This is a genomic window from Glutamicibacter sp. MNS18 (assembly GCF_026107515.2).
Lineage (GTDB): Bacteria > Actinomycetota > Actinomycetes > Actinomycetales > Micrococcaceae > Glutamicibacter.
The window spans coordinates 1-15,001 of record NZ_JAPCHW010000018.1; the positions used below are offsets into that span (position 1 = coordinate 1).

The following is a 15,001-nucleotide window of genomic DNA, read 5'->3' on the forward strand; positions in this document are numbered from 1 at the left end:
GACCCTTCACAGCGCTGGAAGGCCCGAACTGCCATAGGGATTCGACGACAGAACTTTCGACGATGCCACGGACGGAAACGCCGGCACATTCCGTCACCCCTTGGAAAACAAAGCTGGAATATCGCTCCCGCACCAGCTCTACGTCCACCAAACATACTGACGCAGGGTGGCACTGAACCGCAATTGCGCTGGCTCCCAAAGAGCCAATTATTCGCAGATCCCTAACGGCGAGGGAACCATGAGGAATACGTCTGTTCCGCTGCGAGTAGGGGAGAGGCCGTCACGGAAGTTTGAAATTGTGTGCTGTTGGTCGTTCGGAATTGAGTAGCCTCTGTCCGCGTGCCACAAGAGGAGATCATTGGCGTCATTCGGCAGACTGGCCGGCACGCAGTGATTTGATGATTTACTGCTCTCCAGGGGCACGCGGTTGGACGGGTTGAAGATCTCGCGGTGGGATTTCGATATTGCTGAAAAGGCAAGGGGTTGTACTCAGCAGATCCTTGGCCATCCTCGCAGGAAAACACATATCGAAGCTTTCAGGTCATAGCAAGTTGTTCTGCTGCAGTGGGCACAGCGCCCGCTCGGACGTAATACCGGCACTTGCGCTCCCGTCCAGGGGTGCCTGCGCGATGGATGACATCTTTGAGGGTGGCCAGCATAGACGGCACCTGGATCGGACTGTACACCTGCAGCTCCGTGGATGATCTTCCATATTAGCGGTCCAGTGCGTATCCGGTTAGCTCAGGTTCGCCGGGTGGTGCCGGGGCCTTGTGCCACGATTTCCCGGAAAGTCGTTGGGCCCTGGTGCGACTCAAGCCCGAGCAGGCTCCGGAAGGCAGACATTGGTGAATTCCGGCGGTTGTAGCGGAAGACGAACTCATCAAGATAGACCTGCAGGTGTTCTTTGCTGACGGAGCGGTGTGTGCCGCGCAGCCAGGATTTGAAGTTGCTGATGGCCCTGTGAACTCGCGGCATGACGGGTTCTGTATCACCGGTGCGCTTGGCTGCCCTTTGAGATCGCGGACGGTGGTCGTAGCCATTCTTTGCGAGCAGGACATATGGCCCCCATCCGTCCGTGTGGACAACTGCTCCCGGTGCCACGGTCTCATGGACGAAGTTGTACAACGTCGGCCCTGAAGCATCCGGGATGACTTGCATGCGAATGCGCCCGGAGCCTTGGCCGCGGACCTCAACAGCGACAACGACGCGGGCTGCTTTGGCTATCCGGCTGCGTCCGCTGCTGCGGCCCTTTTCCACTCCGCCGACCTCGCACTCATCAACTTCGACTTCCCCTGTCAGCATGGAGCGCTCGGGATTGACCATGGCCCGGCGCAGCTTGTGAAGCATCGTCCAGGCACTTTCGTAGCGACTGAGACCGAGCTGGCGCTGTAGCTGTACCGCGGAGATTCCAGGGGTGCTCGTGGCCATCAGGTAGGCCGCCCAGAACCAGTATTGGAGCGGCAGATGGGTCTTGTGCAGCACCGTCTCGGCGGTGAGTGACGTTTGACGGTGGCAGTCAGCACATTCCCAAAGGGTCCGCGTTGCCAGGGGCCAGCCCTTTCGTCCCTGGCAACGCGGGCAAACAAAGCCTTCCGGCCACCGGCAGGCAACCAAGTATTCCAAACAGGACTGCTCATCACCGAACCGTGCCTGAAACTCCAGAATCGAGCGCGGAAAGTCCGGACGTGCCATAGGTTCAACCTACACCTGAGCTAACCGGATACGCACTAGCGGTCCAATCAAACTGCTGGCGACCAAGGTCTTAACTACAATCAGCAGCACCATCCTCTGGGGGAAAAGGTCCGGTCGCCCCAGATAGCGAAACATGATGATCGGAGCGGTGTGGGACGGTCGAAGGGTGGTCGGTCGCGGGCGTTGTCGTTGCTTATTGTTGATTGCGAAAATTTGGAGCATGGATAACGCGTCCAGCGGGCACCTTTGTCATTGCTGGCGCAGGGTACTGTTCATAGTGGTGACTGGCTCTGTAAGGTTCGGAAGTACATTCCCTACAGTCAAGACCGCGTAAGTCATTTGCCGCTATCCGTGCCGGCACAATGACCTGTCGGGTGGTATCGGTGATAGCAGACGTGAACGCAGTCGGCCAGGTTTCCGGAGACGGACCAAGCGGCTTCCACAAGGAGGGCAATGGTGACAGGTCATTTCCGCATATTTGTGGTTCCGTCCAACTGCTGCCATCTTCATCCGAGGGTAGCAGCGCTGACACCCGTTCACCCCGGGTTCTCCCATCCATGACACGGACGCGAGTGCAAAGTCGAAGTGACGACCGGTCCATGCAGCATGGAACCAGCATGAACAGACATTTGTTATGAATGCCAATCTCTGGCCCACCCGCCCCGGGAGCCGATGACGGAAGAAGGGATTGGAAAAACCCGAGCTCCCGTGGACGGCAGATCGATCGCAAGATGGCCACCGACTATCCGCAGTCGTAAGCCTGTGAATTGCCAACGGTTTGGTATTTTCACGAGAGCAGGAATGCGAACAAAGCCGAGGCCGCATGGAATAAACTAAACAATGTTATCCATTTGTTTACTAACTAATATTGTCACAGAAGGATCAGAATCTCGAAGCCTGTTGAATCCATAGTCCTATAAGGGTCAGAAGACAACAAACGGGCGATGAACCAAGAAGGTTCATCGCCCGCGAAACCGGTATGTAGTTACAGGTACTCGGCAAATTCCTTTTCAAGGACAGGCTTTGGCTTAGCCCCAATGGAGGTCGCGACATGCTCGCCATTCTTGAAGACATAGACCGCAGGAATGCTGGTGATCCCGTACTTGGCAGCAATGCCCTGGTTCTCGTCCACGTTGACCTTCACGACGTCGATCTTATCGGCGTGCTCTTCGGCGATCTGATCAAGGATCGGACCCAGCTGACGGCATGGACCACACCATTCAGCCCAGAAATCAACGATGACCGGCTTGGAAGCATCCAGCACGTCGGTCTGGAAAGTTGCTTCAGTGACATCCTTTGCGTTGCTCATAGGAGACAACCACCTTTCAATTGAGCTTTAGTTTGCGGCCTGGGCCGGGGTTTTCAGATCGGCCAGGTAGTGTTCCACATCGATTGCAGCAGCACAGCCGGAGCCGGCTGCTGTGATGGCCTGACGGTATTTGGAATCGATGACATCACCTGCGGCAAAAACCCCCTTCAAGGAAGTCTGCGAGGAGCGGCCGTCAACGGCAATGGTGCCTTCGGGGGTCAGTTCGAGCTGGTCCTTGATCAGATCGGTACGCGGGTCGTTGCCGATCGCCACGAAGACGCCGGTGACATCAAGGGTTGTTTCATCGTTGGTGTGGCGGTTCTTCACGCGAAGACCGGTCACCTTGGGATCCCCGTCAATGCCTACGACTTCCGAATCCCAGACGAACTCGATCTTTTCATGTGCCAAGGCACGATCTGCCATGATCTTCGAAGCACGCAGCTCACTGCGACGGTGCACCACAAAGACCTTGGAAGCGAACTTGGTCAGGAACAGTGCTTCCTCCATGGCGGAGTCGCCGCCGCCGACAACAGCAATCTGCTGGTCACGGAAGAAGAACCCGTCACAAGTAGCGCACCAGGATACACCCTTGCCGGAAAGACGTTTCTCGTCAGCCAGACCCAGTTCGCGATAGGCCGAACCGGTGGAGATGATGACTGAGTACGCGTTGTAGACGGTGCCGTCATTGATGGTGACCTTCTTGATGTCGCCACTCAGGTCAACGTTGGTGACATCGTCAAAGAGGATCTCAGCGCCGAATCGTTCTGCCTGCTTTTGCAGGTTGTCCATCAGGTCCGGACCCATGATGCCTTCGGGGAACCCGGGGAAATTCTCCACATCGGTGGTATTCATCAACTCGCCACCTGCAGTCACCGAGCCGGCGATTACCAGTGGGCTGAGGTTTGCGCGAGCGGTGTAGATCGCCGATGTGTAGCCCGCTGGGCCGGAACCTACGATGATGACATCGCGGATTTCATCATTCTGTACTGAAGCCACGGGGGTGGTTCCCTTTCGTTTCATGTCAATGCGAAGTGCATCGTGGGTATGAACCTCACTATGCACCTCAACGTTGTGCGGCGGAAAAAAATTCCGCGTGTATTACTTGGCCGAGAATTCGCCGATTTGCAGGCCGAACGGACGCGAAGCGTTGGCTCCGGAAGCACGGCGCGGCAACTCGGTGACGTTCAGGAACACATGTTGTCCGGTGGAGTGTTCCTCGCTGACCGGTACCGAGAGTGACGGACCGGTAAATGAGCCGTTGGCCACTGCGGTGGCTTCACCCAAATCGTCGCTGTCGCCAATCAGGATCTGGTAGGTCCCGCCAGAAGCGTTCAGGCCGTCAAGGGTCACTTCGCTGATCTTCGAGGATTCCTCGAGTTCAAGGATGAAAACCATGTTCGAGGCAAAACCGCCAAAATTGGCGGTGGTGTATGAGTAGGTGTTGTAGGCACTGGCCGGGTTGCCGTCAATCATTCGTGGCAAGGTGTCATCGGTTTCGTCGTTCAACGACTGGTTGCCCGGTACCAAGCGGGACACTCCGCTCACCACTGGTGCTGGCAACTCCGTCTGCGGTTCCTCCGCGCCATCCTCACTGGGGTCAGCCGGAGGGGTGGATTCCGCGTTGGTCGTTGGCGACTGGGCCACCGGGGCCTCATTGCCGCCACCGAGGAAGTTGAAGGCAAAGACGACTCCGACCACCAGAACGGCGATCAGAACCGCGCCAACCAGCAGGCGTGCACCCTTGTTGGTGGTTTCCTCTTCTTCAACCTGTTGCTCCGGAATCTGAGTGGCGGCAGGTGCCGCCTTGGCAGCAGCGGGGAAGGTCTTCGGCTTGGAACCGTTACCTGCAGCCGCTGCAGCGGCTGCAGCAGACCCGGTATTCGCGCTCTGGGCTTCGGGTTGTCCGGTGTCGTGTTCGGTCTTCCGGGTGCTGCCAGTAGCCGCCGCAGCGGTTGCCGTGCCAGCTACAGTCTTCTTTGATTCCTTCTTCTTTATGTCCTTGCCCTTGGACAGCTCGGCCGAGGACAACGCCGCGGTGGCAGTGACACTGGGCTCCTCGTCGTCGAGTTTGGTGACCTTCGGCTTGTTCGAGGTCTGTGGTGCCGGTGTGGCGGCTGTTGCGGGCGCCGATTCGTCGGAGGCGGTGTCATTGGGCGCAGTTCGAGGATCCGCGTCGCCGTCCCAACTATCGTCCTCGCCAGCTTCGTTAGCCGGTTGCGGTTCGCTCTTGCGTCCGAAACGGTTCTTCAGTCCGCTGAACCCGCTACTGAGCGCAGTGCCGATGCGGCCTTGCTCCTCTGGTTCGTCCTCGTAACGAAGATGTTCGTAGTATTCGTCATCGTCTTCATAGGTCTGTGGCACTGCCTGGCGGGCTTCGCCGAAGATCTCGGTACCGAGGGTGTCAGTGTAAAACGGCTCGACGTACGGAGCATCACTTTCGACCACCAAATCCAGCAGATCCACGGAATTGGCCAAATTGGCTACCAAATAGGTCTGGCTGTTGTCGGTGATGCCCAAGTCCAGGACCTGGACGTTGGCGCTACGTTCGTCCATGGCGATTTCGCGGGCGCTACTGGCCAGCTGCGAGGAGTTGTCCGAGGATGCGACCAGAATGCTGACCGAGCGGTTCAGGACCTGGTCAATCCCTTCGAGTACAAGGTCACCTTCGGCGGTGGTCATGACAAACTCGGTGACCTGGTAACGACCGCCGAGAATTGACCCGACTTCGATGGACTGCGACACGTGCATCTCCAAGCGTTGGTTGTGCTGTGGGACAGACTTCCCTGCCTCTGAACATGTTACCCGTGTTCACTGGAGTTGTGTTGGTGATTTGGCCAGAGTCACGTTAGTGCTCATGGGGTCCGGCGCATTGGAATCGGCGGTCAGGAACCTGCATGGTACTTGGTGAGGACTTCACGTGCCAGGTCCGCAATACGGCGTTCGTTGGGAAAGGACAGCCGCTTGCCCAGGGCGTTCAGCGGCACCCACGCGACGTCCACTGCCTCGTGGTCAGGGTCGTTTTCGATGGTGAGCTCACCACCGGTGGCCTGCAACAGAAAATGGTGCACGGTCTTGTGCACACGGTAGTTCGTGACGGTAAACCAGTAGTCGACCGCACCCAATGGGGCCAGGATCCGGCCGGCGATCCCGGTTTCCTCCTCGATTTCCCGTACCGCGGCTTCTTCGTTGGTCTCGTCGCCTTCGGGATGTCCCTTGGGCAGACACCACTCGAGACGTCCGCCGCGGTTGTATCTGGCAATGATGGCGACAGGGTAGGCGGGATCATCAAAGTCGATGACAATACCACCGGAGGAAACCTCTTCCACCGTGGGCAACGGCTGGTGCCCACTGACCGCATGCCCGTGCGCCATTGACGCAGTCAATGGCGTGCGCTTGGGCGCGGACGGAATCGGTCGGTTCATGCAACCACTCTATCGACAAATCGCCTGACAATTCGTTAACCGCGTAGGCTGGAGAGTTTTCTCGCAAGGAATATCCGGAGGTTGGCGCGCACAACCGCGCGAAATCTGGCACCCTTAAAGAACTATGTACGAACTTCCTTCGCATGCCGCATTGCGCCAGATCCTGCCAACGGTCATTTTCGAGATGGCCGACCTCTTTGTTGAGGCCGGATTCGAGCTGTCCCTGGTTGGTGGGCCGGTACGCGACCTGTATTTGGGTAGGGTTTCCCCGGACCTGGATTTCACCACGAACGCGTTGCCGGAGGATACGCTGCGCATTATCGCCGGATGGGCGGATGCCACTTGGGATGTCGGCCGCGAGTTCGGCACCATCGCCTTGCGTAAGGGCCAAGACACCATTGAAGTCACGACGTATCGCGCTGATGCCTATGACAAGGATTCACGCAAACCGATCGTTGCCTTCGGGGACAACCTCAAGGATGACCTGTTCCGGCGTGACTTCACCATGAACGCCATGGCATTGCGTTTGCCTTCCCTGGAGCTGGTGGATCCTTTCGATGGCGTGTCCTCACTTAACGACCGGTTGATCCGTACACCTGGCTCCCCGGAGGTATCCTTTTCGGATGACCCCTTGCGTATGATGCGCGCCGCCCGGTTCACCTCGCAGTTGCCGATGGAGGTTTCCCCGGAGGTCCGGCAGGCCATGACCGACATGGCCCAACGTCTGAAGATCATTTCCGCGGAACGGGTGCGTGATGAGCTCGTGAAGCTGATCAACGGCAAGGACCCACGCACCGGGATCGACCTGCTGGTGCAGACAGGATTGGCTGACCTGGTATTGCCCGAGATCCCTGCCCTCCGTCTCGAAATCGACGAACACCATCGGCACAAGGACGTCTATCAGCATTCATTGACTGTGCTGGAACAGGCGGTAGGCCACGAAACCGATGAGCAGGGTCCGGTTCCCGGCCCCGACTTCGTCCTGCGGTTTGCAGCCTTGATGCATGACGTGGGCAAACCGGCCACACGCAGGTTCGAGAGTAACGGTTCGGTGAGTTTCCGGCACCATGACGTGGTCGGCTCCAAGCTGGTCAAACAACGTATGCAGGCGTTGCGTTTCGACAAGGAGACCACCAAGGCAGTGGCCCGTTTGGTCGAACTGCACATGCGGTTCTACGGCTACGGTGAGGCCGGCTGGACCGACTCCGCGGTACGTCGTTATGTCAATGACGCCGGACCCCAGCTAGAGCGTCTGCACCGGCTGACCCGCTCGGATGTCACGACCCGCAACCGGCGTAAGGCCGACCGGTTGGCGTTCGCCTATGACGATCTGGAAGAGCGCATCCAACAAATCACCCAGCAGGAAGAGCTCAACTCCATCCGTCCGGACCTGGATGGCGAGCAGATCATGAAATTGTTGGACATCAAGCCGGGGCCGGTGGTCGGGCGAGCCTACAAGTTCCTGCTCAACCTGCGTTTGGACGAGGGACCGCTGGGTGAGCAAGAAGCCACCGAACGGCTACGAGGGTGGTGGAGCGAACAGCCAGAGGCCGTAGCTGACACCGCTGAACTGCCCTAGGTATCGCCTGCCACGCAAACGACCGCACCGCCACATTACCTGTGGCGGTGCGGTCGTTTATGGACACCGAGCTCGGGCAAGTAAAAATAGTTGGAAATAATATGCCCGGCGACTAGATATTTAACCGGAGGCTCGGTTATGCTAGATATCGTGATTGGGAAGTCTCAATGAGACCGACGAGATCGAAAAGACAATAATCGTTGCAGTCTCGTGTGTAAGACACGATCGACTCGAGCAGACCTAGAGGAGGTGGGAAACATGAATATGATCCAGATCAATTGGACCTATGGTGGCGGATTTGTGGGCAATTTTGCCCGAACTCGCCGGAATTTCCCTGCCTCCGGACAGATGAAGATCTAGTTTTCTCACACTGATTCATCAAAAAAAGTTCCTGAGGCGGAAAAGTCAGTAATCGACCGCAACCTCGAGGAACTTTTTCCATGTCTGCCCCACTTCATACCACCACTCCACAGCGTGCTGTCCGTACCGCGGAACTAATCTTCGCCGGACCGGAAAGCCTCAAGGCCCGCCGCGTGAACCACGGTTCGCCCACTGGTGCCACCCTCCCGATCCTTCAGGAGAGGAGGGGAGAAAAATGAAAAAACGCTACCGTGGCGATCAGAGTGATCGCGTGAAGGCTACCCGGTTCCACCAGGCCAGCCGGGAACGCGAATTGAAAAACCATGTGCCGCCAGAAATGTACTTCCGCATCCGCTGAGGATCGACCTGACGCCATTACCGTCAGTTCGAGACCGAAGGGATAACCTGATGGAAGCGCAAAAGAATATCGAGACAAGGCCCGCCGGCCAGCAGCCCGGCGGGCTTTGCCGTACCCCACATATTGGTCACCGGAGGGACGCTGGTAAAACGGCGCGGCCCGTTGACCCTGAAGGGTCAACGGGCCGCGCCGGGACTAAGCAGCCGGTTCTAGCGCTCGATATCGCCGCGGATGAAGGCTTCGACCTTCTCGCGTGCGGATTCGTCATCGTACTGCTCCGGTGGAGATTTCATGAAGTAGCTCGAGGCAGAGAGGATCGGCCCACCCACTCCACGGTCCAGGGCGATCTTCGCAGCCCGCACCGCGTCGATGATGACACCGGCAGAGTTCGGGGAATCCCACACCTCGAGCTTGTATTCGAGGCTGACCGGGGCATCGCCGAAGTTGCGGCCCTCGAGGCGCACAAACGCCCACTTGCGGTCATCGAGCCAGGCGACGAAGTCACTGGGACCGATGTGCACATCGTCGTCACCCAGCTCGGCTGAGGTATTCGAGGTGACGGCCTGGGTCTTGGAGATCTTCTTGGACTCCAGTCGCTCACGCTCGAGCATGTTCTTGAAGTCCATATTCCCGCCAACGTTCAGCTGGTAGGTGCGGTCCAGGACGACACCGCGGTCTTCGAACAGCTTGGCCATGACCCGGTGGGTGATGGTGGCACCGATCTGGCTCTTGATGTCATCGCCCACGATCGGCACACCGGCATCGGTGAACTTCTGGGCCCACTCGGGAGTCCCGGCGATGAAGACAGGTAGCGCGTTGACAAAGGCGACACCGGCGTCGATGGCAGCCTGGGCGTAGAACTTGGCAGCCTGCTCCGAACCGACCGGCAAGTAGCAGACCATGACATCAACTTGGGCTTCCTTGAGCGAGGCAACGATATCCACTGCTTCGGCGGCGGATTCCTCGATGGTCTGGCGGTAGTACTTGCCCAGGCCGTCCAGGGTGTGGCCACGCTGAACGGTCACACCGGTGGCCGGCACGTCTGCGATCTTGATGGTGTTATTCTCGCTGGCCAGAATGGCGTCGGCCAGGTCCAGCCCGACCTTCTTGGCATCCACGTCGTAGGCGGCAACAAACTGGACGTCGTTGACGTGATAATCGCCAAACTTGACGTGCATCAGTCCCGGCACGGCCGTATCGACCGTGGCATTTCGGTAGTACTCGACACCTTGGATAAGTGAGGTGGCACAGTTACCCACGCCAACGATGGCAACTCTGATCGGGTTCGCCGACACATGAACTCCTTTGGAAAAAAGATGAAAGCTTGGGGAGCGGATCCAATAGATAAGAGGTATCTGCAAACAGGCTCCCCATAGATCTTAAGTCCCTTGGGGGCCTATTTCATTCCCGACCTGACCGACCCGAGGTTCGCGGGCGCTTCACCGGCCATTGGAAAACCCGTCGACTTACATGTGCCTGCACGATGATTGGCGTACTACACGCAAAAATATGTCAGGTTTAAAACCATAGACGCTAATGACCCCTTGGGGAAATACGGTGATTCCTATCCGAATTACTCACAAAATCGACTCAAAATTCAAGTAACTAGCAAAATGGATATAGATACTGACAATGTGTGTGGCCCGATTTCACGCATCAGCGAGATAGCGACGCAACTTTCGTGCTAACCGGAGCAAAGGAGCCGGCAGGGACGTCCTGACTCGTTGGCGGAACGGAAAATTCTTGATTTCGGCCAGCAACTGCGGGTCGGTAGTGAGCGCTCCCTGGCGGGCCCGGTGCGCCAAAAGCCGCAACGAATCCTCCAGATCACGATTGCCGCGGTGAAAGTAGTTCTCGCGCAGCCAGGTACGGTGCGGTGGGGTGAAATTCAGGTCCTGGAGGTCCTGGAGATTTCCCTGCAGTCCTGATCCGACGAACACGGTGTTGATCATGGAGTTGTTGACCCCGAAGTCGGTGAGAACCAGTGTTGGTAATCCGCGGTCAACTGCTTCCAGCGCAGCGGTGGAGGAAACCGTAACCAAGGCGCTTCCCGGGAGCAGGTAGTCACGCAGGGCGCCCGTGGCAAACGTCAGGTGAGTACTTTTGGTGAAACGACCAGCCGCCTTCATCTGCTCCATCAGGCTGTCGAACGGGTATTTCTCCAGGTGTGTCTGGGGCTCACCGGCTCGAGCGCGCAGCTTGATCACCACTTCCGTACCCGGATTGAGCCGAGCGACCGACTCCAGGGCAAGCAGGATCTGCGCTCGTTCCTCACGGCCTACGGGAACCTTGGCTTGTGGCGCGAAGACCACCTGCTTGATGGGATCCTGGCATATGGCGGGAAACCCTTGTGAGCAGAGGAACGGAAGCTTGCCCACCAGGATTGTCGGGTGGTGGCCGGGGGAGGACTCCGCCAGATCCGCGAAGTCACGTGCTTCGGCATGGGAATGGCAAATGAAGCCGTCACCGGCACGCCGGAAGTTCCATCCCTTGGCTGTTGCCGGGAATGCGACTCCGGGAAGCGCGGAAACCAGCGCGGTACGGCGTGCGTTCCGTGGTTCGCTACGCAACACCCGGGCATAGATCTCGGCGACCACAGGCCCGGTGGCCGAGGCGAAGAGCAGGTCTTCGGGAACCGCGGTGGCGCTGAGCTGGCTTAGCGTGAGGACCTGGATATCCTGCGCGTCCATATCAGTCCCCGCGAAGGCCGCCTCGATCTGCTCATGGGTCGGGGTGGTCGGTGTGCGGACCAGGATGATCCTGCGATCCCAGCTGGGACCCAGGCGGTGCAGCAGGCTGGTGGCCAATTTCAGATACGAGTCCGAATCAGCCACCGCGAGAATGCTAGGAGCCACTGATTTCACTACACTTTCAGGGAACTGGAAAGATGCTCGCGTACCTCGGGAGGCGTTGTGCCGGTCCACCAGCTACCGGGCACCGGCTTGGGGAAGATCCGGTTCCGCTCGGTGCCAAGCAACAGCCGCAACGACGGGATCACGGTGGATGGCAGGGAACGGATCTGTTGGCCGGGTTTCAGAGCCCGTAGACGCATTTCGATTGGGATGGTGTGTTCCTTCATATGGACACCGGGCAGTGTCGCAATCAATTTCAGTGTTTCGGGATTTTCACGTCGGTGTGGGAAATACGCGAAGGGGCCATCGGCGGCCAGCTCGGCCAACCAGCCAAGGTAGGGTTCGGTGTGGATCAGGCCATCGGCGCTCATCGCCGAACCGATGACGAGGGTCGGTTCGGGGAACTTCTCCTCAACCGGCTGTGCGGCCAGCCATTCGAACCTGTGCCGCGCGAACTTGATCCCGACCTCGTGCATTCGCTCCCGGGTTTCCTGGCCGACGTCCAGGGCGGAAACGATCAGTAGCCTCTGGTCACGGGCCATGAACCGCAGTCGGTACCACAAGGCCAGTCCCAGGGCCTTGCGGCTGGCGGAATTGTTGGTTCGGCCGCGCACGATGGGGGTGGGCTCGGTGCTGATCAGTTGGCGAATCAGGGCCAGGGTGGCCATGCCGTCATCGATGATCACCACTTCCTTGGCTTGCACGGGACCCAGAAGGGTGCGCTGGACCCGGCCGGAATAGGCATCCCCGGTGACCCAGCGGTCATCGGTGCGTATCGGAGTCGGAGGACGTCGAGCCGGATCATTGATGGACAACCCGGCAGGTGCGGCCGCCAACAAGGCTCGGGTGGTCGCCGCCAGCGGCATGTTCTTACGCGGAACGATCATCGTTTCGGTGCCCAGCAAACCGGCCGCATGTGTCTCCACCGCCGAGAGCAGCTGCAGCGGGGACTCGACCCAGACCTTGGATGCACCGAACCGGGGACGGGCAACCTCGGCTTCGGGCACATATTCGAAATCCGTCATGCTCACGCCTTCACATCCAGCTTCTGCGCGACCTGTTTGACGACACGTGCCGAACGGCGACGAAGACCGCGCACCTTGCGTCCGGCCGCACGCCGCAGCCGCACCACGGGATGGCGGTGCCCCGCCGGGTGCGCCCACCGCGGTGGCAGGTCCAGGGCTGCAAGCCGACGGCGTTTGAAGTAGCCGCTGCTCTGCCCGTAGCTGCTCTGCAGAAACCGCTCGGCAGCGGGACGCAACATCGGCAGCTGGTCGGCCTGCATACAGAAGGCGATGGCCTTGACCAGCTCACCGAGCATATCGGTTGAACCTTCCGGCACGTCGGCGGGGACCGGGTAGTCCTCGACGAACAGCGCATGGATCAGGCTCAACGGAATCCGGTTCGAATTCTGGTACGGCGCCAGTACCTTTAGCAGCTGCCCGGTGCCTACGGCGCACACAGGTACCCGGAGCATGAACTGCGCGGTTGCCAAGGCGGTGGAGAAGCAGGAGACCACCAATGTCGGTTTCATCCGGCTGATCACCGTCTCGGCGAGCAGCGGACTGCGTAACCAGGTGAAACCCAGGCCGCGCTCCGCAGCCAGGGTTGCCAGCCGGTAGGTGGCTGCCGGGGAAGAGCTCGGATGCGGTTTGAAGACGATGTGGTTGAGCCCCTGATCGGCGGCACATTGCAGCATTCTCAGGTGCAGCTCGAGCTCCTGGTCGGCATCGAGCAAGCCCAGTGCACCGAGGTATTGGCCCAGGACCAGGGCGTGGTTGCCCGGGACTTCGGGCAGTTCGCTGCCCGGCGAATCGTCGCGGACCAGTTCCTCGAACACCGTCTGCAGGGCAGAAAGTGGCACCACCTGGCGTTCCGGTGCCAGTTCACGCAGCAGCACGGGTTCAAGACCGGGCACCAGATCCACGTGGCAGGTGCCGATGATGCGCTGGGTGATGATCCGTGGCAGCTTATTGCGGGTTGGCCCGTAGGACATCAGGCCGTCGGAGTGCACGATGATCGGCGCGTCATGGAAGATCCGGGCCAGTGCCTGGGCCGGATTCACCTGGATGGATTCGACTACCAGGGTGACCGGTTCGTCACCGAGATCCCAGGCCTGCCGTAGCAGCCGTTCAAAGGTGACCAGTTCCTCGGTGCGGGGATTCCACGCCCCGGCACGCCGCGGCGCGGTGAGCGCCCCCAGATCCACGACGTTATCGAAGCGGGCGGCCACGGAGTCGAAGCCGGGACCTTCGTCCAGCGGCACGGTCAGTTCGGGACAGATCGAGCCGTTGGCCAGCACCAGCACGCGGCGATCGGCATCCGGCAGGGAACGGGTGTCGAGCATTGCGGCCAGGCACATCAGCTGGAAGCTGGAAGAGGCCACCAGTAACTGGATCATGGGTTCACCTTCAACACGCTGGGTTTGTGCAGGGCCAGCAGCAATCCGCGGCGCCGGTCATCCAGATCCCGCAGGGCCTCGGCGAGGTGACGTTGCGGCATGGCGGCCATGGCGGTGGAGATTTCCCGGCGGAGCCGGGCCGCCATCGCGGGCGGGAAGTTCCGGGCCCGATCCAGATGGTGGCAGCTCACGGCGAAGAACTGCCGTAGCGCCTTGGGCAGGAACTGTTCGGCGTCCCGGTCGGTGAACACCAGGTTCACGATCTTGAGGTAGGCGTGCACGAAGTGCAGTTGCCGTTCGTCGAAGACCTGTGTCAGCGAGGCGCTGTTACCGCGGCGGTAGAAGAACCCGGGTTCGCCCACCACGGCGTAACGGCCGGCGGCCAGGAACAGCTGCCAGGTCCACAACCGGTCCTCGCAGGTGTCCAGCGACTCGTCGAACCATGGGGCGGGCAGCACATCATGGCGGAACAGGCCGGTGGGAGGGAAGGGATAATCGATCATCGAGCTGGCAGCAACGGGCAGGATATCCGCCCGGGGCTCGAGCACCGTGTGCCGTCTGGCCTGCGGGGCGCGGTGGATATTCCGGGTGGCCCCGGTGACCTGGACATGGTCGCAACGCACGAAATCGACGTCCAGGTCCTCCAGGTCGCTGGCCAACCGGGCCAGGTGATCCCGGGAGAACCAGTCATCCGGATCCAGGAAGGCGATGTATTGACCTGTCGCTGCCTCCAGCCCGGTGTTACGTGCCGCCGAAACCCCGCGGTTCTGCCCGTGGCCGACCAGCTTCAGGTTCTGCAGCCGGTGGGTGTAACCGGAAACCAGGGTCGCGGTCAGGTCCGTGGAGGCGTCATCAACGACGATGACCTCCAGGGTGAACCGTCCCAGCCGTTGGGCCGCCAGGGAATCGAGCGCATCGGTGATGTAGGGCTCCTGGTTGTAGGCCGGGATGATCACGCTGATTTGCCCGGCGATTCGTTCCGTGGCGGTGGGGGGTTCGGTCACTGACGATTCATTCCTAGTTGGTAG

12 protein-coding genes are annotated in these 15,001 nt (G+C 59.6%); 2 read left to right on the forward strand and 10 right to left on the reverse strand.

Annotation, left to right across the window (positions count from 1 at the left end; translation table 11 throughout):
• Nucleotides 1-741: 741 nt before the first annotated feature.
• The 5 genes from OK351_RS16575 to OK351_RS16595 form a co-directional block, all read right to left on the reverse strand.
• On the reverse strand, nt 742-1,692 hold the full coding sequence (locus OK351_RS16575; protein ID WP_265161260.1) for an IS1595 family transposase: 951 nt from the start codon (nt 1,690-1,692) through the stop codon (nt 742-744).
• A gap of 985 nt (nt 1,693-2,677) precedes the next feature.
• Nucleotides 2,678-3,001 carry a thioredoxin gene (gene trxA / locus OK351_RS16580; protein WP_265161262.1) on the reverse strand — a complete coding sequence of 108 codons (324 nt, stop codon included), beginning with the start codon at nt 2,999-3,001 and terminating at the stop codon, nt 2,678-2,680.
• Between the two features lie 27 nt (nt 3,002-3,028).
• The gene (gene trxB / locus OK351_RS16585) at nt 3,029-4,021 is read right to left on the reverse strand and encodes a thioredoxin-disulfide reductase (protein ID WP_371931482.1); all 993 of its coding nucleotides are present in this window, start codon (nt 4,019-4,021) and stop codon (nt 3,029-3,031) included.
• A 78-nt stretch (nt 4,022-4,099) separates the two neighbouring features.
• On the reverse strand, nt 4,100-5,743 hold the full coding sequence (locus OK351_RS16590; RefSeq protein ID WP_265161266.1) for a hypothetical protein: 1,644 nt from the start codon (nt 5,741-5,743) through the stop codon (nt 4,100-4,102).
• A gap of 140 nt (nt 5,744-5,883) precedes the next feature.
• Nucleotides 5,884-6,423 carry an NUDIX hydrolase gene (locus OK351_RS16595; protein ID WP_265161268.1) on the reverse strand — a complete coding sequence of 180 codons (540 nt, stop codon included), beginning with the start codon at nt 6,421-6,423 and terminating at the stop codon, nt 5,884-5,886.
• Between the two features lie 124 nt (nt 6,424-6,547).
• Between OK351_RS16595 and OK351_RS16600 the strand changes: the two genes are divergently transcribed.
• Nucleotides 6,548-8,002 carry a CCA tRNA nucleotidyltransferase gene (locus OK351_RS16600; protein ID WP_265161270.1) on the forward strand — a complete coding sequence of 485 codons (1,455 nt, stop codon included), beginning with the start codon at nt 6,548-6,550 and terminating at the stop codon, nt 8,000-8,002.
• A 595-nt stretch (nt 8,003-8,597) separates the two neighbouring features.
• On the forward strand, nt 8,598-8,720 hold the full coding sequence (locus OK351_RS16605) for a hypothetical protein (RefSeq protein WP_265161272.1): 123 nt from the start codon (nt 8,598-8,600) through the stop codon (nt 8,718-8,720).
• Nucleotides 8,721-8,929: 209 nt separating this feature from the next.
• Here the strand turns inward: OK351_RS16605 and OK351_RS16610 are convergent, their stop codons facing one another.
• The 5 genes from OK351_RS16610 to OK351_RS16630 all read right to left on the reverse strand — a co-directional run bounded on the left by OK351_RS16610 (nt 8,930) and on the right by OK351_RS16630 (nt 14,977).
• Complete coding sequence (locus OK351_RS16610) at nt 8,930-10,015, reverse strand: inositol-3-phosphate synthase (RefSeq protein ID WP_265161274.1); 1,086 nt, start codon at nt 10,013-10,015, stop codon at nt 8,930-8,932.
• Nucleotides 10,016-10,369: 354 nt separating this feature from the next.
• Entirely contained in the window at nt 10,370-11,554 is a 1,185-nt protein-coding gene (locus OK351_RS16615) for a DUF6716 putative glycosyltransferase (protein ID WP_265161276.1), read from the reverse strand.
• A gap of 29 nt (nt 11,555-11,583) precedes the next feature.
• Complete coding sequence (locus OK351_RS16620) at nt 11,584-12,597, reverse strand: hypothetical protein (protein ID WP_265161278.1); 1,014 nt, start codon at nt 12,595-12,597, stop codon at nt 11,584-11,586.
• 2 nt (nt 12,598-12,599) lie between these two features.
• Complete coding sequence (locus tag OK351_RS16625; RefSeq protein WP_265161280.1) at nt 12,600-13,973, reverse strand: polysialyltransferase family glycosyltransferase; 1,374 nt, start codon at nt 13,971-13,973, stop codon at nt 12,600-12,602.
• Nucleotides 13,970-14,977, reverse strand: a complete 1,008-nt coding sequence (locus OK351_RS16630) for a glycosyltransferase family 2 protein (protein WP_265161281.1) — start codon at nt 14,975-14,977, stop codon at nt 13,970-13,972. The genes OK351_RS16625 and OK351_RS16630 overlap by 4 nt, the downstream gene beginning before the upstream one ends.
• Nucleotides 14,978-15,001 lie beyond the last annotated feature (24 nt).